The following is a 22,139-nucleotide window of genomic DNA, read 5'->3' as shown; positions in this document are numbered from 1 at the left end:
ATGATCGGACAGGACGGCGTTATCACCTCAATCGAAGGGTTGCGCGCGATCTATGGCGAAAGCAGCGAGGCGTCACTGGTGAAGGTGACCGATCATCTGACGGCCGAATATCGGCAGATGATTGAGGCCTCGCCCTTCGTGGCGCTGGCGACAGTGGGGCCTGAAGGCATGGACTGTTCGCCGCGCGGTGACCTCGGTGGCGTGGTGCGCATTGAAGACGAGCGCACGCTGTTGCTGCCCGACTGGCGCGGCAACAACCGCATCGATTCACTGGAAAACATCGTGCGGGACCCGCGGGTGGCGTTGATGTTCCTGATCCCCGGTTCGAACACGACGATGCGCATCAATGGACGCGCCGTCGTCTCGGCCAGGTCGTCGTTGCTCGAGAGTTTCGAGATGGACGGAAAACACCCGCGCACCGTGGCGATCGTGACGATCGGTGAAGTGTATTTCCAGTGCGCCCGGGCACTGATGCGCTCGGAGCTTTGGAACCCGGAGCGGTTCGTTGATCCAAAAAAACTGCCGACGCCCGGCACGCTCCTGAAAGCTGCGAAAGCTGATTTCGACAAGGACACCTATGACCGCGAATGGGCGGCAAGGGCTGCCGCCACCATGTGGTGATGTGTAGGCGGCCGGTGGCAGGCACCGGCCTCTTTACTTCTTGTAGATCAGCCAGCCCTTGCCGACATAATCCTTGCGCATGCCGTCCTCGAACATTTGCGTGCGATTGCGGCCGTTGCCCTTGGCGAGGTAAAGCGCTACGTCTGCCTGTTCGTAAAGCTGACCCGGATCCTCTGCCTGGGCAGCCATGGAAAAGCCGAGGGAAATCGTCACCGGCCCATAGTCGATGCCGGTACGCGAATTGCGGAAGGGACGGCTTTCGAGCGCATGGCGCACACGTTCGCAGACGCCGAGAACCTCTTCCGGCGTGTTGCCCTGAATGACCATGGCAAATTCCTCACCGCCGGTGCGGGCGACAAAGACGTCCTTGCGGACATTGCTGCGGATGACCGAGGCGACGGTGGCGAGAATCTTGTCGCCGACCGGATGGCCATACGTGTCGTTTATGCGCTTGAAGTGATCGATATCGAGCAGGACAAGCGCGGTGACGCCGAGCGCCATCTGATCGTCGAACAGCGAGGCCAGTTTTTCATCGAAGGCGCGACGGTTGGAAAGCCGGGTCAGCGAATCCGTGTTGGCGATACGCTTGTATTCGTCGAGTTCCTTGCGGACATCGTCCATTTCCTGCGAACGCTGCACGACATTTTCGACCGTCTTTTCACCGTGCGCCATGGTGTCGCCCGTGGCCGAGCTCAAAAGGTCTATCGCATTGGCGAGCAACTCGGCGGAAAAATTGGTTTTCGTGTTGATGCGCGAGGCGGTTTCACCAAGCAGGCGGTTATAGCTTTCGAGAGACGTCTGCTCCTGCCGGATCAGCCGCAATATGCTTTCGAGCTCGATGGCAAGACGTGTATGGGCGCGTTCGATCACCGCCGCTTGCGGACGGCCGAGATATTCGTCGGCCAGATGATCCAGTTCGTCCTGCGTCGCCCGGCTGCCGAGCGCGACAAGGTCGCGCGACAGCTGCGCATTGCTGCCGATGTATGCCTCATAGAAGAGCTGGTAATTGCGAGGAATGGGCGCGACACCCATTGATCTCAATGCGTAAACGATCTGCCCAGCTAAATCAGAAGCATGCGCTTTTTGCGCTGTCGCCGTGTTCATCGGCTACTCCCGTTGGTCCCACCCAAATTTAAACCTATGATTACGATCAAAGTCTTGGGAAAAGATTAAAGATATGGTTTCCAGCCGGTAATACTTGGATTCCGTCTCGGCCTGCAAGGCTTGAAATGCAGGCAATACACGGATTTTTCTTGGGTCTATTTGCCGATCATACCAGAAAAGGTTTTTCTCGAAATAGTTGCGCCGGATCGATTTGTCTGTCGATCCGGCGCTGATTTTCTCGCATTCGGTGTGAATGCGGTATCGGGCGACCTTATTTCGGGCCGATCATGTTTTCCGGACGGACGTATTGGTCGAATTCCTCGTTCGTCAGGTAGCCGCCGCCAACGGCTTCTTCGCGCAGTGTCGTGCCGTTCTTGTGCGCGGTCTTGGCGATCTTGGCGCAGGCATCGTACCCGAGCTTGGAATTGAGCGCCGTCACCAGCATCAGCGAGTTTTCGACGCCCTTGCGGATATTGTCCTCGCGGGCCTCGATGCCAACCACGCAATTGTCGGTGAAGGAGACGGCGGCATCGCCGAGCAGCTGCACCGACTGCAGGAAGTTATAGGCCATCATCGGATTGTAGACGTTGAGTTCGAAATGGCCCTGGCTGCCGGCGAAAGTCAGCGCTGCATGGTTGCCAAAAATGTGGGCGCAAACCTGGGTGAGGGCTTCGGACTGGGTCGGGTTGACCTTGCCCGGCATGATCGACGAACCCGGCTCGTTTTCCGGCAGCGACAGTTCGCCCAAGCCTGCACGCGGGCCGGAGCCGAGGAAGCGGATGTCGTTGGCGATCTTGAAGAGGGCAGCCGCTGCAGCGTTGATGGCGCCGTGCGAGAAGACCATGGAGTCATGCGAGGCCAGTGCCTCGAACTTGTTCGGTGCGGTGACGAAGGGAAGGCCGGTGATCTTCGAAATCTCGTCGGCTACCTTTTCGGCAAAACCGATCGGGGCGTTGAGGCCGGTGCCGACGGCGGTGCCGCCCTGTGCGAGCTTGGAAAGGGCAGGGATCGTCAGCTCGATATTGGCGATGGCGGATGCCACCTGCGCGGCGTAACCGGAGAATTCCTGACCGAGTGTCAGCGGTGTTGCATCCTGCGTGTGGGTGCGGCCGATCTTGATGATGTGGGCAAAAGCCTTCACCTTGGCTTCGAGCGCCGCGTGCAGATGCTTGAGCGACGGCAGCAGGTGATGGTGGATCTGCTCGACGCAGGCGATGTGCATGGCCGTCGGATAGGTGTCGTTCGACGACTGGCTCATGTTGACGTGGTCGTTCGGATGCACCGGCTTCTTGGAGCCCATGACGCCGCCGAGCACTTCGATCGCGCGGTTGGAGATCACTTCATTGGCATTCATGTTCGACTGGGTGCCGGAACCGGTCTGCCAGACGACGAGCGGAAAATGATCATTGAGCTTGCCGTCGATGACTTCCTGGGCGGCATCGATGATGGCCTTGCCGACCGTCGCGTCGAGGCCGGAGAGTTCCATGTTGGCGCGGGCGGCTGCCTGTTTGACGATGCCGAGCGCACGAACGACGGCCAGCGGCTGTTTTTCCCAGCCGATCTTGAAATTGCCGAGTGAACGCTGGGCCTGTGCGCCCCAATAACGGTCGTTCTGAACTTCGATTGGGCCAAACGTATCGGTTTCGGTGCGGTTCGTCGTCATATGCCTCTGTCTCCCATCGCCCGCCGGTGCGGGCTGAACTTGCCGGCTTTCAAAAAATGGATGTGAAATGAGCCTGAGCCGGCGGCGCATTTCTATACCATTGTCAAATGACTGCAAGCGGAACAGGTCTGTTGATGACTGCGGGATTTGGGTCTTTTACCCTGTTCGCAGCGGTGTTCGTGCCATTATTGCCACGATGCTGGAAATAGAGGTTTTGCGAGAAAGTCTCGAATTCGGGAAGAGGCGGCGGTGTCAGTAAAAATTTAACGAATGTTTTCTTAAGGTTCTGGAAACGATTTCGGCAGCGGTCTGCCTTGCGGACGGATGTTGTAACGTTTTCGTTTTCTTTTCATGGCGCGCATGTTCGGCTAGAGACGTGCCCGCATTTATTCGAGGACGGTTATCAAGCGAATCGCGATAACCGTAGAGCTAAAACGGGGAATACCTTGCTGAAATTGCGGAAGACCACCACCACGCTCGCGCTGCTTTCGGGGATTTCCATTATCGGCGGCGCCATGTTGCCGGTCGATGCGCAGGCCTACACGCTGATGGATATGCTGAAGGGCCGTTCGCGCGAGGACGTGAGAAGAGCCCCGCCGGGCGTGGTCGTCGAAATCCCGTCGGAGCGCGCCATCCGTGATCCGGAACCGCTGCCCAAGGTCGCTCCGCCAAAATATTTCACGTATCGCGCCGATGCGATGCGCACGGTCAAGACCGCCGGTTTTGCCGCAGCTTCCGCCACCGACCAGACCCGTTTTCTAGTCGATGCCCGTGTGTCGGTGCCGGCTGATGTCGCGTCTGCCGTTGAAGCCTATTACGCCAAGAGTGCTGCGCCGCTCTGGATCGAGAACGGTGACCTGACGGAAAAGGCGCGTGCCGTTCTGGCGGCGATGAAGAATGCTGCCGATTACGGTCTGGATCCGGCTGACTACGCCGTCGACGAGCCGCTGCTGACGACCGCGAGCGTTGCCCCGGAAGCACCGGCGCAGACGACCGCGCATGCAACGGATGCTGTTAAGACCTATTCGACGACGACCACGTCCGAAGCTGCGGTGACACCGCCTGCTGCGCCGTCGCCGGTGGAGGCAAACTCTGCCGAGACTGCGCCCGCTACAGGCACCGAGGCAGCACCGGCTGCCTCGGCCGAAACAGCTCCAGTCGCTCCCGCGGAAAACACTGACACGACCGCGGCCACGAAAACTGAGCCTGTCGCCACGACCGCTGAGACGGCTCCGGCCGGCACCTCTGAGGCCGCCACTGCCGCGACGGCCGAGCCCGCACCGGTCACCACTGCCGATCCTGCAGCGCCCGCAACGGCACAAGCACCGGCTGCGGATGCAACCCCGCCGGTTGCCGCAGAAACGGCTCCGGCCACGCAGCCTGCCGTCACTGAGCCGGCTCAGGCCGTCGTTGTCGATGATGACCGCGCCAAGGAATTGATGCAGTTCGACGTAGCGCTCTCTGCCAAAGCCATGCTGTTTGCCCAGGACATGGTGCGTGGCCGTCTCGATCCGAACCGCATTTCCGAATTCCACGATTTCAAGCGCAAGCCGGTTGATCTGGTCGCCGTGCTCGATGCGACGCGCAACGCGCCCGACGCAACCGCCTATCTCGATGGCCTGGCGCCCGCCAATCCCGAATTCAAGGCGATGAAGGCGGAGCTTGCGCATCTGCGTGCTGCCTCCGAACAGGAAGACGCGATCAAGCTGCCGGACGATCTGCTTTTGAAGCCGGGCATGACGAACCCCGACATGGCGAACGTGGTCGCTGCAATTCAGAAAAAGGCTTCGGACGCTTTCAAGACGCGACAGGCCGAAACGATAGCTGCTTACCAGCAGACGCCTGAATACACGCCGGAACTGGTTGCCTTCGTGAAGGACTTTCAGAAGGAAGCGGGCCTGAGCGCTGATGGCGTTGTCGGCCGCGGCACTGTTCGCGCGCTTATCGGCGACAGCAATGAGGACAAGGTCGAGAAGCTGATCGTCGCGATGGAACAGCTGCGTTGGCTGCCGTCCGATCTCGGCGATCGTCATGTAATGATCAACCAGCCGTCCTTCCGGGTCACCTATCATGAACATGGCGTGGAGCAGTTCTCCATGCGCACCGTGATCGGTTCCAAGGCGCACCAGACCTTCTTCTTCCAGGACAAGATCAAGACGGTCGAGTTCAACCCGTCCTGGGGCGTGCCGCAGTCGATCATCGTCAATGAGATGGTGCCAAAGCTGCGCCGCGACCCGAGCTATCTCGATCGTCAAGGTTACGAGGTTGCCGTCAACGGTCGTGCCGTGTCTTCGGCCAGCGTCGACTGGTACGGCTCGACCCAGAATATTTCGGTGCGCCAGCCGCCATCGAGCGACAATGCGCTGGGTGACCTGAAGATCCTGTTCCCGAATGCGCATGCGATCTACATGCACGACACCCCGGCCAAGAGCTTCTTCAAGCGTGACATGCGCGCGCTCAGCCACGGCTGTGTGCGTCTGGCAGAGCCGCGCAAGATGGCGGCGGCGCTTCTGAGCATCAGTGAAAAGGAAGTCGACGCGCGTATCGCCAGCGGGCGCAATGTGCCGACGGCGGTCAATGCCGACATTCCGGTCTACATCGCCTACTTCACGGCTTGGCCGAACAAGGACGGCAAGATCGAATATTTCGGCGACGTCTATGACCGCGACGTGGCAACCATGAAGGCGCTCGCCGCGACAGCCAAGGCACGCAGTCCGCAGGCCTGATTGTGCCATGGATGAGAGAACCAGAAAGGGCGCCCCGAGGCGCCCTTTTTTGTATCCGCTATTTCTTCTCGATCAGACCCATGACCAGATCGACGGTAAGTTCATCATAGGCGTCGATGATGGCAGTGGGTTCGAGTTCGGCGACCGGGACATCCGAGTAACCAAAGCTGACGGCGACGGATGGCACCTTGGCATTGTGGGCGGCCAGAATGTCGTTGATGCTGTCACCGATCATGATGCTACGGGCGGGATCGCCGCCGGCGCGTTCGATCGTGCCAACAACGTGACGACCGTCGGGCTTGCGGAATTCGAACGTATCGCCGCCGGTGATCGCGGCAAAGCGGTCGATCAGGCCGAGCCCCTCAAGCAGCGGCAGTGCCAGTGTTTCCTGCTTGTTGGTGCAGACAGCGACCGTCATGCCGGCGGCCTTGAGCCGACCGAGGCATTCGGTGAAGCCGGGATAAGGTTTGCTCTTGCCCGGCATGCCGGCCTTATAGTGGGCGATGAAGCGTTCGAACAGCGGTTCGAGCTCTTGCTCCGCAAGCGGCGTGTTCTTCAGGTCGAACGCACGGCGGATCATGACGCGGGCGCCCTGACCGACCAGATGCGTCAGGTCTTCATAGCTCACCGGTTCAAGGCCGGCGGCGGTGATCGTGTGGTTGAGGCTTTCGATAAGGTCGGCATGGGTGTCGATCATCGTGCCATCGAGATCAAAGACGACCAGGGGAGCTTTCACGTCGGTATACCTCGGATTTGCGTGCCTCGATTGGGCATGTCGGGGAGGGGAATGAAGCGGTTCAACCCCTCCGGTTTAGGCAAGTCGCGCCTTGAATGCAAATGGCGGCAAAGTATCCATAAGCAGTCAATCAGATGAAAAGCCTGTCGAAAACGTAACGGCAGGGGCCTTTTGTTTGCTGCACTAGCCGTGTAAACAGCAGCGGACGATACGACTGGACATCAACGAAGGAGCTTCTCGCGCATGGACGCCCGGGAAATGAAGATCAAGGCGGCGGCCGCCGCGCTTGAACATGTCGAAGACGGTATGCGCCTCGGCATTGGCACCGGATCCACGGCGGAGGAGTTTGTGCGACTGCTGGCCGAAAAGGTTGCGGGCGGTCTCAAGGTAGAGGGTGTTCCGACGTCAGAGCGGACGGCGCGGCTTTGCGTCGAACTCGGCGTTTCGCTGAAATCCCTTGATGAACTTCCCGAACTTGATCTGACGATTGACGGTGCCGACGAAGTCGACGGCAATCTCTTTCTCATCAAGGGTGGCGGCGGAGCGCTTCTGCGCGAAAAGATCGTGGCCGGCGCTTCGAAGCGGATGATCGTGATCGCCGACGAAACCAAGGTTGTGGATACGCTTGGCGCCTTCCCGCTGCCGATCGAGATCAATCCCTTCGGTTCCGTGGCGACCCGAATCGCCATCGAAAAGCTGGCTTCGAAGCTTGGCCTCTCGGGCGAGCTCAAGCTGCGCCAAAATGGTGAGGACATCTTCACCACGGACGGTGGACATCATATTTTTGACGCATCTTTTGGCCGTATTCCTGATGCAGAGGCGCTTGCAGGCGCCCTTAATTCCATTCCCGGCGTCGTGGAACACGGGCTTTTCATTCACATGGCGTCGCTCGCGATCATTGCCGGACCGGCAGGGGCGCGGACGCTGAAGGCGAACAAAACAGGAGCTAACCTTTCATGATCAGACTAGCCGTTTTCGGCCGTGCTGCCGCCCTGGCAACGCTCGTTTCCGGCCTCGCGCTTTCCAGCGCGCAGGCTCAGGAAATCTCCGCTTCGCACCTGCAGGCAGCACGCGACACGATCAATGCGATCGAGGCGACCCGGCAGTTCGACAATATCCTGCCCAACCTGGCCGAGCGTCTGAAGGCAGAATTCATCCTGTCCTCGCCGAATTTCCAGGACAAGATTTCCGAGACGGTCGACGCCGAGGCCATCGCTCTGGCGGCCCGTCGCTCCGATCTCGAAAAAGAAGCGGCAACGGCTTACGCCAAGGCTTTCACCGAGGATGAACTGAAGGCAATCGCCGCGTTCCATACCTCGCCGGCCGGCAAGAAATTCCTGAGCACGCTGCCGCTGGTGCAGCGCGAACTGGGCCGTGCCGCCGAAATCTGGGCAAACGGCATTTCGCGCGATCTGACCAACCAGAGCACTGCCAAGCTGCGCGACATCATCACTGTTCCGCCGAGCCAGCCTTCGGGTGCCGAAGCCGTCAATCCGGCGCCGACGACTGCTCCGCAGCAGTAATTCGCTGCGTGCTGCTATCCTGTCGAAAGCCCGGCTCCCGCCGGGCTTTTGCATTTGCGAAATCGCATACTATATCGATGCCGTCCTATTCGATTCCTTCCTCCCGAAATTTCTGACTGGAGCCTTCCATGACCACCGCTGCGACAACCTACGACTACGACCTCTTTGTCATCGGCGGCGGTTCCGGCGGCGTGCGGGCAGGGCGTGTTGCCGCCTCGCTGGGCAAGAAGGTGGCGATTGCCGAGGAATACCGTTTTGGCGGCACCTGCGTGATCCGCGGCTGCGTGCCCAAGAAGCTGTTCGTTTATGCCTCGCAGTTCCCGGAGCATTTCGAGGATGCTGCCGGCTACGGCTGGAGCGTCGGTGAAAGCAGCTTTGACTGGAAGAAGCTGATTGCCGCGAAGGACAAGGAAATCGACCGCCTTGAAGGCCTCTATCGCCGTGGCCTTGAAAATGCCGGTGCCGAAATTCTGGCGACGCGCGCCGAACTGGTGGATGCGCATACCGTGCGTCTGGTCGCGACCGGCAAGACGGTGACGGCCGATCGCATTGTGATCGCTACCGGCGGCACCGCCAACCCGCATGAGGCGCTGCCGGGTCATGAACTGTGCATCACCTCCAACGAGGCGTTTCATCTCGAAACGCTGCCAAAATCGATCCTGATCGCTGGCGGCGGTTACATCGCCGTGGAATTCGCCAACATTTTCCACGGCCTCGGTGTAGAGACGACCCTGATCTATCGCGGCAAGGAAATTCTTTCGCGCTTCGACCATGACATGCGTCGCGGCCTGCATGCGGCGATGGAAGCCAAGGGTATCCGTATCATCCTGTCAGACGTGATCGAGGATGTGGCGAAGAGCCCGGCTGGCGGCCTGACGGCACGTACCAAGGAGGGTGAGACGCTGCAGGTGGAAACGATCATGCTGGCGCTTGGCCGGGATCCGCACACCAAGGGGCTGGGCCTTGAACCCGCAGGCGTGAAGACCGATGCGCGCGGCGCCATCATCGTCAACGAGTATTCGCGCACGAATGTCGAAAACATCTACGCGCTGGGTGACGTGACCGACCGCGTGCAGCTGACGCCGGTGGCGATCCATGAGGCGATGTGCTTCATCGAGACCGAATATCGCGGCAACCCGACCTCGCCGGATCATGACCTGATCGCCACTGCCGTGTTCTCGCAGCCGGAAATCGGCACGGTCGGTCTTTCGGAAGAAGAAGCGGGCAAGAAGTTTACCGACGTCGAGGTCTATCGTGCCGAATTCCGGCCAATGAAGGCGACGTTGTCCGGCCGGACCGAGCGTACGATCATGAAGCTGATCGTCAACGCTGCCGACCGCAAGGTGGTAGGCGCGCATATTCTCGGCCACGAGGCCGGCGAGATGGCGCAGCTTCTCGGCATCACGCTGAAGGCCGGCTGCACCAAGGACGATTTCGACCGCACCATGGCCGTGCATCCGACGGCTTCGGAAGAACTGGTGACGATGTACAAGCCGAGCTACCTGCTGAAGAACGGCGTACGCGTCGACGGCTGATCGGCCGAAGGCCCGCAAACTTATCCGGTCCGCCGCGCTTGACGTGGCGGATCGTACCGATCGGCGGGCTTGCCGGTCTATGCAAGTGAGGGGCAAAGGGTTATAAGCCGCCTCAAATTTTCGACAGGCACCATGGCCGGGACGGCCGTAACGTGCAGATTGGGTGAGTATCATGGCACAGAACTGGACACCGAGCACCTGGAGGCAGAAGCCTATTCAGCAGGTTCCGGAATATCCGGACGCCAACAAGCTGCGCGAGACCGAGCAGCAGCTGGCAACCTGGCCGCCGCTCGTCTTTGCAGGCGAAGCGCGCCGGCTGAAGAAGTCGCTCGCAAACGTTGCTGAAGGCAACGGCTTTCTGCTGCAGGGCGGCGACTGTGCCGAAAGCTTTGCCGAGCACGGTGCCGATACCATCCGCGACTTTTTCCGTGCCTTCCTGCAGATGGCCGTGGTCCTGACCTATGGCGCCCAGCTGCCGGTGGTGAAGGTTGGCCGTATTGCCGGCCAGTTCGCCAAGCCGCGTTCTTCCGGCATCGAGACCCAGGGTGACGTGAGTCTGCCGAGCTACCGTGGCGATATCGTCAACGGTATCGAGTTCACCGAATCCGCCCGTATCCCGGACCCGGAACGCCAGATCATGGCTTACCGCCAGTCTGCCGCGACGCTGAACCTTCTGCGCGCCTTCGCGATGGGCGGTTACGCCAATCTCGACAACGTGCAGCAGTGGATGCTGGGCTTCATCAAGGACTCACCGCAGGCTGACCGTTATCGCAAGCTGGCCGACCGCATTTCCGAAACCATGGATTTCATGCGGGCGATCGGCATCAACTCGGAAAACAATTCGAGCCTGCGCGAGACGGATTTCTTCACCAGCCATGAAGCGCTGCTTCTCGGCTACGAAGAGGCGCTGACCCGCGTCGATTCCACTTCGGGTGACTGGTACGCAACGTCCGGTCACATGATCTGGATCGGCGACCGCACGCGTCAGGCCGACCATGCGCATATGGAATTCTGCCGTGGCATCAAGAACCCGCTTGGCCTCAAGTGCGGTCCTTCGCTGCAGCCGGATGACCTGATCAAGCTGATCGACATCCTCAACCCGGCCAACGAGGCCGGCCGTCTGACGCTGATCTGCCGTTTCGGTCACGACAAGGTTGCCGACCATCTGCCGAAACTGATCCGCGCCGTGGAGAAGGAAGGCCGCAAGGTCGTGTGGTCCTGCGATCCGATGCATGGCAACACGATCACGCTCAACAACTACAAGACCCGTCCGTTCGAACGCGTGCTGTCGGAAGTCGAGAGCTTCTTCCAGATCCATCGCGCCGAAGGCACGCATCCGGGTGGCATCCATGTCGAGATGACCGGCAAGGATGTGACCGAATGCACCGGTGGCGCGCGTGCGGTCACCGGCGCCGATCTGCAGGATCGTTACCACACCCATTGCGACCCGCGCCTCAACGCCGATCAGGCACTGGAACTGGCATTCCTGCTGGCCGAGCGCATGAAGACCGGTCGCGATGAAAAGCGTATGGCGGCTGTAGCCGTCTGATCGACAGACTGATGCAATGAAAAAAGAGGCCGGCGTCGGGGGTGGACGCCGGCCTTTTCAGTTTGCCCGTCCGCGAAACGCTGAACAGGACGGGCGCGGGGTGGATGGGGGAACCCGCGATTACAGTCTTCGAATACTCGGCCCGCTAGATTGGGGGGTGGGGTCCGGCGATGGCTTTATATTCGAAGATGATAATATAATGCGACTCAGCCATTAACAAATCCTTTATTTAGCGATAACTAATTTGCATCTATCATTTCACGTCTCGCGGCATCTGCGCGGATGCCTGGTGATGCCGGTCGAGACCTCGCCGGATTTGTATGTTAGGCCTGCCGGTACGATGAACAGGAGTGCCGGATTTGCTGCGCAGCTCGATCGAGATCTTCAACATTCGTACCCGTGAAAGCCGCGTTCTGTGGCAGACGGAACAGCTTTTCGAAGCGCCGAACTGGTCTCCTGACGGGCGTTACCTGATGCTCAATTGCGATGGCCGCATGTATCGGCTGGCATTGGAGGAGATGACCGCACCGCAGCCGGTCGATACCGGTTTTGCCATCCGCTGCAACAACGATCATGGCATTTCGCCCGATGGTACGCTGATCGCCATTTCCGACAAATGCGAATTCGATAAATCGGCGATCTATGTTCTGCCGGCTGTTGGTGGTGAGCCGAAACTCGTGACCAAAAACCTGCCATCCTATTGGCATGGCTGGTCGCCGGACGGAACGCGTTTCACCTATTGTGGCATCCGCGATCAGGTATTTGATATCTTTTCCATTCCTGTGGATGGTGGCGAGGAGCGGCGGCTTACTTTTGGCGAGGGCCGCAACGACGGGCCGGACTATTCGGCGGACGGACGCTGGATCTATTTCAATTCCAGCCGCACCGGCCGCATGCAGATCTGGCGCGTGCCGGCAGAAGGTGGCGCGGCCGAGCGCATCACCGACAGCGATTACGGCGACTGGTTCCCGCATCCTTCTCCGAAGGGCGACAAGGTTGTTTTCGTTTCCTACGATGGCGACGTTTTTGACCACCCGCGCGATCTTGATGTACGCGTGCGTCTGATGGATATGGATGGCGGCAATGTCGAGACGCTGTTCGAGCTCTATGGCGGGCAGGGTACGATGAACTCCCCCAACTGGGCACCCAATGGTGACGAGTTTGCCTATGTCCGTTATTTCCCACTGCCTTGAAGACTGTTGATCATGCTGACGAAACCGAAACCCGAGGACGCGCTGACTGCGGCGGGTCCTTTTCCAAGGCAGGAACTGGAGGCGGTTTACCGCGCCATCCATTCCCGCCGCGACGTGCGCGACCAGTTCCTGTCCGATCCTCTTCCGGAAGATCTGGTGCAGCGACTGCTGGAAGCCGCGCATGCGGCGCCCTCCGTGGGTTTCATGCAGCCATGGAGTTTCATCCTCATTCGTGACGAGGAAACACGTGCAGCGGCGCACGACGCTTTCTCACGCGCCAACGACGAGGCTGCAGAATTGTTTTCCGGCGCGCGGGCGGAAACCTATCGCAGCCTGAAGCTCGAAGGCATCCGCAAGGCGCCGCTGTCGATCTGCATCACCTGCGATCCCGATCGCGCGGGACCCGTCGTGCTCGGACGCACCCACAATCCGCGCATGGACGTCTACTCGACCGTCTGTGCAGTGCAGAACCTGTGGCTGGCCGCGCGTGCCGAGGGTGTCGGGGTCGGTTGGGTCAGCATCTTTCACGATGCCGATATCAAGGCACTACTCGGCATTCCCGAGCGTGTCGAGATCGTTGCCTGGCTCTGTCTCGGATATGTCGATCAGCTTTACAGTGAGCCGGAACTGGCGGTGAAGGGTTGGCGCGAGCGTCTGCCGCTGGCCGATCTCGTTCATGAAGGGCGTTGGCCGCAGGACAAGACCTGACGGCTGCTACTGGCGCAGTTGCGCGCCGCCCGCCGGATTGGCGAGATCGATATTGCTTTGGTTGGGGAAGAAACGTGGGCCGACGATGCGGACCTTTTTCGAAGGGTCGTAATCGCGCACCGGCACTGGTGGCAGTTCCGGTGCCTTGGCGACCTCGGGCTCGGCCGGCGGGTTTTCGAAGGCGATGATCGAGGATCCTTTGGGTGCGCTGAGTGCCTTCACCGACGATGGTTTGTCGGGTGTCATTTCGGCGTCAGTTGCAGGCATGTCCTGCTGCGGATCGACGGCGACGGTCGTCGCTTCGAAATCAGGTGCTACGCAATTGTTGGCCTGGATCTCTGCCCGGATCAGTTTCGTTTCGTGATTGGTGATGACGAGGCTGCGGGCCTGATTGCGGGCGGCCAAAATGTCCTTACGGTTCTGTTCCATGTCGGAAAGCATCTGGCGCAGCGCGCGGCAGGCGTGATCATTGGGACCACCGAGCGGCGTGATGCTGATCGAGCCGCACTCATGACGGCGCATGTCGAGCCTGAGCTTGCGGATCTCGATATTCTGTTTGGTCAGCGCCTGGGCATGTTCGCGCACATTGCTGGTATTGCCGATGACATGCGGGGCGTTCGCAAGGCGTCGATAGAGGTCTTCGCACAGCGCGGCATTCTCCTGCGCCATTGCGGGAAGCGGGCTGAAGCACATCACCAGAGTCAATAGCTTAGGCAGGCGCATCCGTCTTCTCCGTCCGGTCCCGCGCGTCGTGGGGCCGTTTATTCTCATGGTCGAATTCCGAAGGCGAATGGTCCCGCCTTCGGATTGACATTGTCCTAACAGCCTTGAACGAGGCTGCCGTTATCCCGCTTTACGCAAGAATGGCCGGCAGGGTCGGCTGCGAGGCTTCGGCCACCGCGATCGCCGTCATGTTGACGACACCGCGCGAGGTGACCGACTGGCCGAGGATATGGGCCGGAAGGGCAGCGCCGACCAGGATCGGGCCGACATGCAGCGCATCGGTCATGTTGCGGACGATGCCGAGCGAGATGCTGGCGGCATCGAGGTTCGGGAAGATCAACAGATTGGCTTCACCGGTCAGCGTGCTGTCCGGCATGGCGCGCTTGCGCACGATTTCGGACAGAGCCGAGCCACCCTGCATTTCGCCGTCGATTTCCAGATCCGGTGCCTTTTCGCGAACGAGGGCCAGAGCTTCGCGCATCTTGCGCGAGCTATCCGAATCACGTGAGCCGAAATTCGAGTGGCAGATCAGCGCCGCTTTCGGCTTGATGCCGAAACGCTGCACTTCCTGCGCAGCCAGAATGGTGATTTCGGCAATCTCGGCGGCCGACGGGCTGTAGTTCACGAATGTGTCCGTGAAGAACATCGCGCCGCGCTGCGAGATCAAGAGGCTGAGGCCCGACAGCGTGCAGGCGCCGGGGCGCATACCGATGATCTGGCGGATATGGCGTAGATGGCTGTCGTAACGGCCTTCGAGGCCGCAGATCAACGCATCGGCTTCACCGCGTTTGACCGACAAGGCACCGATGATGGTGTTGTTGGTGCGCACCAGCGTGCGGGCGGCATCGGGGTTGATGCCGGCGCGGCCGACCAGCGCAAAATAGTCGTCGACATATTCGCGGTAGCGCGGATCGTCTTCCGGATTGACGACGGAGAAATCCTCATTGGGGCGCAGGCGGATGCCAAAACGCTTCAGGCGGGCCTCGATGACCGAAGGACGGCCGATCAGTGTCGGGATGGCGATCTGCTCGTCGAGCAGGACCTGCACGGCGCGCAGAACGCGTTCGTTTTCACCTTCTGCAAAGATGACGCGCTTCTTTTCGGCGGCCTTGGCGGTGGCGAATATCGGCTTCATGATGAAGCCCGAGCGCCAGACAAAGCGGTTCAGGAGGTCGAGATAGGCGTCGTAATCCTGGATCGGACGGGTAGCGACACCTGTTTCCTCGGCGACCTTGGCAACAGCCGGCGCGATGCGCAGGATGAGGCGCGGATCGAACGGCGAGGGGATCAGGTAGTTGGGGCCAAAGATCGGCGTCTCGCCGGAATAGGCGCGGGCGACGACGTCCGACACTTCTTCGCGGGCAAGGGCTGCGATCGCCTTGACCGCCGCCATCTTCATCTCTTCGTTGATGGTGGTCGCACCGCAATCGAGCGCGCCGCGGAAAATGTAGGGGAAGCAAAGGACGTTGTTGACCTGATTGGGGAAGTCGGAACGGCCGGTGCAGATCATCGCATCCGGGCGGGCAGCACGGGCGAGTTCCGGCATGATTTCCGGGGTCGGGTTGGCAAGCGCCATGACCAGCGGCTTTTCCGCCATCTGTGCCAGCAGTTCCGGCTTCAGGACGCCGGCAGCCGACAGGCCGAGGAAGACGTCGGCACCAGCGATATTGTCGGCCAGAACGCGGTTGTCGCTCTTCTGGGCGTAGACGGCTTTCCACTCGTCCATCAGCTCGGTGCGGCCTTCATAGACCAGACCTTCGATATCGTGGACCCAGATGTTTTCCTTTTTCGCGCCGAGCGAAACCAGCAGGTTGAGGCAGGCAAGAGCCGCCGCACCGGCGCCCGAAGCGACGATCTTGACGTCGGCGATATTCTTGCCGGCCAGTTCCAGGCCGTTGAGGATGCCGGCGGCGACGATGATGGCGGTGCCGTGCTGGTCGTCGTGGAAAACCGGGATGTTCATCTTGTCGCGCAGCTGGCGCTCGACTTCAAAGCACTCTGGCGCCTTGATGTCTTCAAGGTTGATGCCGCCGAAGGTTGGCTCGAGGGCCGCGATGGTCGAGACCATCTCATCGACCTTGGGCGCGTCGATCTCGATGTCGAAAACGTCGATGCCGGCGAACTTCTTGAAGAGAACGGCCTTGCCTTCCATGACCGGCTTGGAGGCCAGCGGGCCGATATTGCCAAGGCCAAGAACCGCGGTGCCGTTGGAGATCACGGCGACGAGGTTGGCGCGCGCCGTGTAATCGGCAGCGGTTTCCGGATTGTCACGGATCGCAAGACAGGGAGCGGCAACACCCGGCGAATAGGCAAGCGCGAGGTCGCGCTGGTTGCCGAGCGGCTTGGTGGCGGTAACCTCCAGTTTGCCGGGGCGGGGGAACTTGTGGAAATGCAGAGCCTGCTCTTCGAGTTCGCCATTGCTGGCGGGGTTGGCTGGCGTATCGGACATGTTCGATGTCATTGCGACCTCGGTCAAAATTCTTCTTGAGGGTCCCTCATTACAACAAATGCCCGGTGGGTCCACCCGCATATTGGCGAATAACAGTATTTCCGGGCCGTCGATGTTGCACGAGGGTTACGCAAGGCCGGAACAGGGGCAAAACCCGGGTTTTGTCATGTTCGTGAAACAAGACTCTGTTTTTCAGGAGCCAGGACGACGCGACGAAAGGGCGATCTCGTGACCAGGCAAATGCAAACCGGGCAAATGGAAACGAAACATTTCAGAACCCTGTTCATTTCCGACGTGCATCTGGGTTCGAAGGCTGCACGCACGGATTTCCTTCTGGATTTCCTGCGCTACCATGAAGCCGAGACGATCGTGCTGGTCGGCGACATCGTCGACGGCTGGCGCCTGAAGCGCAGCTGGTACTGGCCTCAGGATTGCAATGACGTGGTGCAGAAACTGCTGCGCAAGGCGCGCAAGGGCACCCGCATCATCTACATCCCCGGCAATCACGACGAATTCCTGCGTTCCTTCCCGGGCGTGCATTTCGGCGGCATCGAAGTGGCCGACCGGATCATTCACGAAACGGCGGACGGCAGGAAATATCTGGTTCTGCACGGCGACCAGTTCGACGTCGTGGTGCGCAACATCCGCCTTCTCGCCTATCTCGGCGACTGGGCTTATGACGCGGCCATCGTCATCAATATCGGCCTTGCCGCCATCCGCCGCAAACTCGGCCTGCCTTACTGGTCGTTCTCGGCCTGGGCAAAACTGCAGGTCAAGCAGGCGGTCAATTTTATCGGTGAGTTCCAGAACGTCGTGGCCGACGAGGCGCGCAAAGCCGAAGTCGATGGCGTGATCTGCGGCCATATCCACCACGCGGTGATGGAAGACATCGACGGCATCCACTACGTCAACACCGGCGACTGGGTGGAAAGCTGCACGGCGATTGCCGAGCATATGGATGGCACGTTCGAACTGATCACTTGGCGGCAGGTGGCGGCAACGGCACAGGTACATGCTCTGCCGGCACCGGAAGAACGCGAAGTGACGGCCACGCAGGCGGCTTGATGTTTTTTCAGACGACGTGACGCGCAGCGCCCTTGCGGGCGCTGTTGTCGTTTATCCCCACAGTTCCGGCAGGGGCGCGCTGACCAGCGAGCCGTCATAGCGCAGGCCAGGTACGCGATCGCGCGCCAGAAGCAGCGGGCCATCGAGATCGGCGTAATCGCAGCCGCTGGCGAGCAGTACGGCGGGCGCCATGGCAAGCGATGTGCCGACCATGCAGCCGACCATGATCTTGAAACCCAGCCGCTGCGCTTCTGCCTTCATCCGCAGGCCCTCGGTGAGGCCTCCCGTCTTGTCGAGCTTGATATTGACGGCATCATATCGGTCCCGCAGGGCGGCGAGATCGGATGTGGAATGCACGCTCTCGTCGGCGCAGATCGCCACCTTGTGGCTGATCTCGGCAAGGATGGCGTCCTGACCGACTGGTAGCGGTTGTTCGATCAGTTCGATATTGGCCTGCGCCGCGACCGCGAGATGATGTTCGATATTCGCCTCAGTCCATCCTTCATTGGCATCAACCACGATTCGCGCATTCGGGGCTGCTGCCCGCACGGCACGGATGCGTTCGGCATCGTTTTCCGTGCCGAGCTTGATTTTTAGAAGCGGCCGATGGGCGTTGGCAGCGACCTGCGCCGCCATGGTCTGCGGATCGGATAACGAGATCGTGTAGCAGGTGACCATAGGCGCAAGATTGGTGAGGCCGAGCATGGCGGCGACGGTCGTGCTGGCAGCTTTGGCTTCGAGATCGAACAGGGCGCAATCGATCGCGTTTCGGGCAGCACCGGGCTTCATCTCGGTGAGAAGCGATTCGCGGCTCAAACCCTGTTCGATGGCCGTTGTGACGGCGCGAATCACTTCCAGAACGCCGTCGATGGTCTCGCCATAACGGCGATAAGGCACGCATTCGCCGCGCCCAGTCGCTCCATTCGCGTTAATGATGCAGGTGACCACCTCCGCTTCCGTCTTGGAACCCCGTGAAATCGTGAATGTCCCGGCGATCGGGAAGGATTCTGTTGTGGCTTCAAGGTGACGCCGCATGGATTTAGCTTTCCCGCTCATGGCAATTCGTTAACAGGTGTTTATATTGCCGTTTCCCAAGGCGCGATCAACGGGCGTTTGAGCAGAAGAAGATTTATGCAGGCACAGCCGAACCCCGCCGAGATGTCGGACGCGGACATACGGATCGAAGAGATCGACAATGGCGGCCAGCGTCTGGTTCTGACCGGGAACTGGCGCAGCCATGGCATTTCGGCCGTGCTCCCAAAACTGTCCAAGATTGAATCCGGCAAGGCCAATGGCCGGCTTGAGGTGGATGTCAGCGAAATCGAGGGGATCGACACGGCGGGCGCCTGGCTGTTGCGACGCCTGATGACACGCCAGAAGGAAGCCGGCGGCGAGGTCGAGTTGACCGGTGCCGATGCCAAGCTGCAGGAACTGCTCGACGTTCTGCCGGAAAAGACGCCTGAGCCGGAGAAGGTTGCCGATAACAGCACGCTGTTCCAGCGCATCTTTGCGCCGACCGGTGAGGCCATGGTCGCGCTCGGCCAGGATCTCGTGTCGGCCATGAATATTCTGGGTTCTGCCGTGCGTGGTGCGCAGATGAAGCTTGGCCACGGCTCCGGCGTATCGCCTGCTTCGGTCGTGACCCATATCGATCGCATGGGCGTGCGCGCGACGCCGATCATCCTGCTGATGTCATTTCTGATTGGCGCCATCATCGCCCAGCAGGGCGCTTTCCAGCTGCGGTATTTCGGCGCGGAACTGTTTGTGGTCGATCTGGTCGGTATTCTGCAGTTGCGCGAAATCGGCGTGCTGCTGACGGCCATCATGATCGCCGGCCGTTCCGGTAGCGCCATCACGGCCGAAATCGGCTCGATGAAGATGCGCGAGGAAATCGACGCACTGACCGTGATCGGCTTGAACCCGATCGGCGTTCTGGTGTTCCCGCGTCTGGTGGCGCTGACGATCGCGCTGCCGCTTCTCTCCATCATCGCCAACTTTGCGGCGCTGTCGGGGGCAGCCGTGATCACCTGGGCCTATTCCGGCATCACGTTCGAGACCTTCCTTGGTCGCCTCAACGAGGCGATCGATTATTCTTCCGTTGCGTCGGGCATGATCAAGGCGCCGTTCATGGCGCTTGCCATCGGCATCGTGTCTGCCGTTGAAGGCCTGAAAGTGGGCGGCAGTGCCGAGTCGCTCGGTCAGCACGTGACGGCATCCGTGGTGAAGTCGATCTTTGCGGTCATCCTGATGGATGCGCTGTTTGCGATCTTCTATTCCGCGATCGATTTTTGAGGTGGTGATGAGCGCAAACAGCGAAACACTGGAGAGAAAAGCGCCGGCGCAGAGCGATCGTGACGTCATTCTCGAAGTGCGCGATCTGACCGTCGGGTTCGGCTCGAAGATCGTGCTCGACAATCTGAACCTCGATATCTATCGCGGCGAAATTTTAGGCTTCGTCGGTGCGTCGGGTACCGGCAAATCGGTGCTGATGCGCACTGTCCTGCGTCTGTTGCCACACCGCTCCGGCACGATCAAGATTTTGGGCGTCGACTATGACACGGCCGACGACCAGAAGAGGATTTCGCTCGACACAAGGCTTGGCGTTCTTTTCCAGCATGGCGCGCTGTTTTCGGCGCTGACGGTGAAGGAAAACATCCAGTTGCCGATGCGGGAATACCTGCAGCTGCCGCAGTCGCTGATGGACGAACTGGCCTATCTGAAGCTGGAACTCGTTGGCCTGCCGCCTGACGCTGCCGACAAATATCCGTCCGAACTGTCCGGCGGCATGATCAAGCGCGCCGCACTTGCGCGCGCGCTGGCGCTCGATCCGGACCTCGTTTTTCTCGACGAGCCGACATCCGGTCTCGACCCGATCGGTGCCGCCGATTTCGACGCACTGATCGCCAAGCTGCGCGATACGCTCGGTCTGACCGTCTATATGGTGACACACGACCTCGATAGCCTGTTCTCCGTCTGCGACCGTATTGCGGTTCTGGGGGAGAAAAAGGTATTGGTGGAAGGAACGCTGGACGACATGTTTGCCTGCGACGACCCTTGGGTTCAGTCCTATTTCCGCGGCAAGCGCGCACGATCGGTGGTGACAGAGCCGATCGACCGAGCCACCGAACACCCAGAAAAGTGACCGGAATTTATGGAAACCAAAGCCAACTACGCCCTCGTCGGATTTTTCACGCTTCTGGTGGTCGCTGCCGCTTTCGGCTTCGTCTACTGGATGGCGCAATATGGCCGCGGCGGGCCGACCGGTGAACTGGCGATCCGTATTCCGGGTTCGGCCAACGGCCTTTCTGTCGGCTCGGCCGTTCGCTTCAACGGCATTCCGGTCGGCACGGTGCGCAATCTCGCCATCGACCCGGATGATCCGCGGTATTCGATCGCTTTCACCGAGGTGCAACTGGCTGCTCCAGTCTACCCGTCGACCAAGGCGGTTCTGGAAGTGCAGGGCCTGACCGGTGCCGCCTATATCGAACTGTCCGGCGGACGCACTGGCGAGGAAAACATCGTCAAAAAGGCGCAGGAGCAGGGCAAGCCGGCCGTGCTGATTGCCGACCAGTCGAGCGTGACGAACCTGCTGGCAACCGCCGACCAGATTCTGAAACGTGCCGATACGGCGATCGGCGATATCCAGGGGTTCGTCGCCGATGCACGTGGACCTTTGACGCAGACGATCAAGAATGCCGAGACGTTTACCGCGTCGCTGAGCCAGAATTCCGGCGCGATCGATGAGTTCCTCAAGAGCCTGTCGGCCTTGTCCGGCACGTTCAATACAGTGTCCCAGCGGATCGACTCGACGCTTGAGGCTGCCGAACAGCTGGTGCGTGCGGTGGATGCCAACAAGATCAACAACATCCTCAGCAATGCCGAAAAGGTGTCGGGTGACATCGCCGCATCGACGACGGAACTGCCGGCGATCGTTGCCGAGGTGAAGGAAACGGCTGCGAGCTTCCGGCAGGTCGGTATAGACACGCAGAATGTGCTGCGGCGCGCCGAGCAGGTCATGGCATCGGTCGATCCGAAACAGGTTGGCGCAGCGGTCGACAATTTTGCGCAGGCCTCGGCCGATGCGCGCGGAGCCGTGGCTTCCGCACGCGACGTTGTCGATGGTGTTGCCGCCCGCCGCGACGAGATCTACAGGGCGATCGGTGATTTCTCAGAACTTGCCAAGAAACTGAACGAGGCATCGAGCCGCGTCGACGGCATTCTCGCCAAGGTCGATACGATGGTGAGCGGCGACAGTTCCGAAGGCATGTTCGCCGAGGCGCAGAAAACGCTGCAGTCGATCCGCGCCGCCGCCGACAATCTCAACGGCCGCATCGGGCCGATCGCCGACAATATCAATCGCTTCTCGTCTTCCGGCCTGCAGAACGTGCAGACGCTGGTCGGCGACATGCGCCGCACGGTAGACAATCTCAACCGCGCGATTACCAATTTCGACAACGACCCGCAGCGTCTGATCTTTGGCGGGGATGAAGTCAAAACTTATGACGGCAGGACCCGACGTTGATGGCGTGTGGCGCGTTGAAATA

At 60.3% G+C, this 22,139-nt stretch carries 19 protein-coding genes; 13 read left to right on the top strand and 6 right to left on the bottom strand.

The window, feature by feature from the left end:
* Entirely contained in the window at positions 1-621 is a 621-nt protein-coding gene (locus ACRQ1B_RS07160) for a pyridoxamine 5'-phosphate oxidase family protein (RefSeq protein WP_432293832.1), read from the top strand.
* A 33-nt stretch (positions 622-654) separates the two neighbouring features.
* Here ACRQ1B_RS07160 and ACRQ1B_RS07155 read toward each other — a convergent pair whose 3' ends face one another.
* Both ACRQ1B_RS07155 and fumC read right to left on the bottom strand, forming a co-directional pair.
* Positions 655-1,725, bottom strand: coding sequence for a GGDEF domain-containing protein (locus ACRQ1B_RS07155; protein ID WP_432292940.1), 1,071 nt, complete (start codon positions 1,723-1,725; stop codon positions 655-657).
* A 271-nt stretch (positions 1,726-1,996) separates the two neighbouring features.
* Positions 1,997-3,388, bottom strand: coding sequence for a class II fumarate hydratase (gene fumC / locus ACRQ1B_RS07150; RefSeq protein ID WP_432292939.1), 1,392 nt, complete (start codon positions 3,386-3,388; stop codon positions 1,997-1,999).
* A gap of 446 nt (positions 3,389-3,834) precedes the next feature.
* Between fumC and ACRQ1B_RS07145 the strand changes: the two genes are divergently transcribed.
* On the top strand, positions 3,835-6,114 hold the full coding sequence (locus tag ACRQ1B_RS07145) for a L,D-transpeptidase family protein (protein ID WP_432292938.1): 2,280 nt from the start codon (positions 3,835-3,837) through the stop codon (positions 6,112-6,114).
* A 58-nt stretch (positions 6,115-6,172) separates the two neighbouring features.
* On the opposite strand, the gene ACRQ1B_RS07140 is transcribed toward ACRQ1B_RS07145, so the two are convergent.
* Positions 6,173-6,850, bottom strand: a complete 678-nt coding sequence (locus tag ACRQ1B_RS07140) for an HAD family hydrolase (protein WP_432292937.1) — start codon at positions 6,848-6,850, stop codon at positions 6,173-6,175.
* A gap of 243 nt (positions 6,851-7,093) precedes the next feature.
* Here ACRQ1B_RS07140 and rpiA point away from each other — a divergent pair, with 243 nt between their 5' ends.
* The 6 genes from rpiA (at position 7,094) to bluB (ending at position 13,358) form a co-directional block, all read left to right on the top strand.
* Positions 7,094-7,810, top strand: a complete 717-nt coding sequence (rpiA, locus tag ACRQ1B_RS07135; RefSeq protein ID WP_432292936.1) for a ribose-5-phosphate isomerase RpiA — start codon at positions 7,094-7,096, stop codon at positions 7,808-7,810.
* The gene (locus tag ACRQ1B_RS07130) at positions 7,807-8,373 is read left to right on the top strand and encodes a DUF2059 domain-containing protein (RefSeq protein WP_432292935.1); all 567 of its coding nucleotides are present in this window, start codon (positions 7,807-7,809) and stop codon (positions 8,371-8,373) included. Before rpiA ends, ACRQ1B_RS07130 begins: the two co-directional genes overlap by 4 nt.
* 128 nt (positions 8,374-8,501) lie before the next feature.
* Positions 8,502-9,908: a glutathione-disulfide reductase gene (gene gor / locus ACRQ1B_RS07125; protein ID WP_432292934.1), complete on the top strand. Its 1,407-nt coding sequence runs from the start codon at positions 8,502-8,504 to the stop codon at positions 9,906-9,908.
* Between the two features lie 172 nt (positions 9,909-10,080).
* Entirely contained in the window at positions 10,081-11,457 is a 1,377-nt protein-coding gene (locus ACRQ1B_RS07120) for a class II 3-deoxy-7-phosphoheptulonate synthase (RefSeq protein ID WP_432292933.1), read from the top strand.
* Between the two features lie 362 nt (positions 11,458-11,819).
* On the top strand, positions 11,820-12,650 hold the full coding sequence (locus ACRQ1B_RS07115; RefSeq protein ID WP_432293831.1) for a TolB family protein: 831 nt from the start codon (positions 11,820-11,822) through the stop codon (positions 12,648-12,650).
* Between the two features lie 12 nt (positions 12,651-12,662).
* A complete protein-coding gene (gene bluB, locus ACRQ1B_RS07110) occupies positions 12,663-13,358 on the top strand; it encodes a 5,6-dimethylbenzimidazole synthase (protein WP_432292932.1) in 696 nt (231 codons plus the stop codon).
* Positions 13,359-13,364: 6 nt separating this feature from the next.
* Here the strand turns inward: bluB and ACRQ1B_RS07105 are convergent, their stop codons facing one another.
* Positions 13,365-14,081, bottom strand: coding sequence for a hypothetical protein (locus ACRQ1B_RS07105; protein ID WP_432292931.1), 717 nt, complete (start codon positions 14,079-14,081; stop codon positions 13,365-13,367).
* Positions 14,082-14,211: 130 nt separating this feature from the next.
* On the bottom strand, positions 14,212-16,530 hold the full coding sequence (locus ACRQ1B_RS07100) for an NADP-dependent malic enzyme (protein ID WP_432292930.1): 2,319 nt from the start codon (positions 16,528-16,530) through the stop codon (positions 14,212-14,214).
* Between ACRQ1B_RS07100 and ACRQ1B_RS07095 the strand changes: the two genes are divergently transcribed.
* Complete coding sequence (locus ACRQ1B_RS07095; RefSeq protein WP_432292929.1) at positions 16,529-16,762, top strand: hypothetical protein; 234 nt, start codon at positions 16,529-16,531, stop codon at positions 16,760-16,762. The genes ACRQ1B_RS07100 and ACRQ1B_RS07095 overlap by 2 nt on opposite strands.
* 23 nt (positions 16,763-16,785) lie before the next feature.
* The gene (locus ACRQ1B_RS07090) at positions 16,786-17,595 is read left to right on the top strand and encodes a UDP-2,3-diacylglucosamine diphosphatase (protein WP_432292928.1); all 810 of its coding nucleotides are present in this window, start codon (positions 16,786-16,788) and stop codon (positions 17,593-17,595) included.
* 51 nt (positions 17,596-17,646) lie between these two features.
* On the opposite strand, the gene dgcA is transcribed toward ACRQ1B_RS07090, so the two are convergent.
* Entirely contained in the window at positions 17,647-18,630 is a 984-nt protein-coding gene (gene dgcA, locus ACRQ1B_RS07085; RefSeq protein WP_432292927.1) for an N-acetyl-D-Glu racemase DgcA, read from the bottom strand.
* 96 nt (positions 18,631-18,726) lie between these two features.
* Here dgcA and ACRQ1B_RS07080 point away from each other — a divergent pair, with 96 nt between their 5' ends.
* Genes ACRQ1B_RS07080 through ACRQ1B_RS07070 form a run of 3 tightly spaced genes read left to right on the top strand, consistent with a single transcriptional unit; the run spans position 18,727 to position 22,117 of the window.
* Positions 18,727-19,887, top strand: a complete 1,161-nt coding sequence (locus tag ACRQ1B_RS07080; protein WP_432292926.1) for an ABC transporter permease — start codon at positions 18,727-18,729, stop codon at positions 19,885-19,887.
* A gap of 7 nt (positions 19,888-19,894) precedes the next feature.
* Complete coding sequence (locus tag ACRQ1B_RS07075; RefSeq protein ID WP_432292925.1) at positions 19,895-20,737, top strand: ABC transporter ATP-binding protein; 843 nt, start codon at positions 19,895-19,897, stop codon at positions 20,735-20,737.
* Between the two features lie 9 nt (positions 20,738-20,746).
* The gene (locus ACRQ1B_RS07070; RefSeq protein ID WP_432292924.1) at positions 20,747-22,117 is read left to right on the top strand and encodes an MlaD family protein; all 1,371 of its coding nucleotides are present in this window, start codon (positions 20,747-20,749) and stop codon (positions 22,115-22,117) included.
* The last annotated feature ends 22 nt before the right edge of the window (positions 22,118-22,139 follow it).

It is taken from the genome of Endobacterium panacihumi (assembly GCF_050847465.1).
Classification (GTDB): domain Bacteria; phylum Pseudomonadota; class Alphaproteobacteria; order Rhizobiales; family Rhizobiaceae; genus Neorhizobium; species Neorhizobium panacihumi.
The sequence above is the reverse complement of the archived record's forward strand: the minus strand, read 5'-3'. Positions and strand labels throughout refer to the sequence as shown.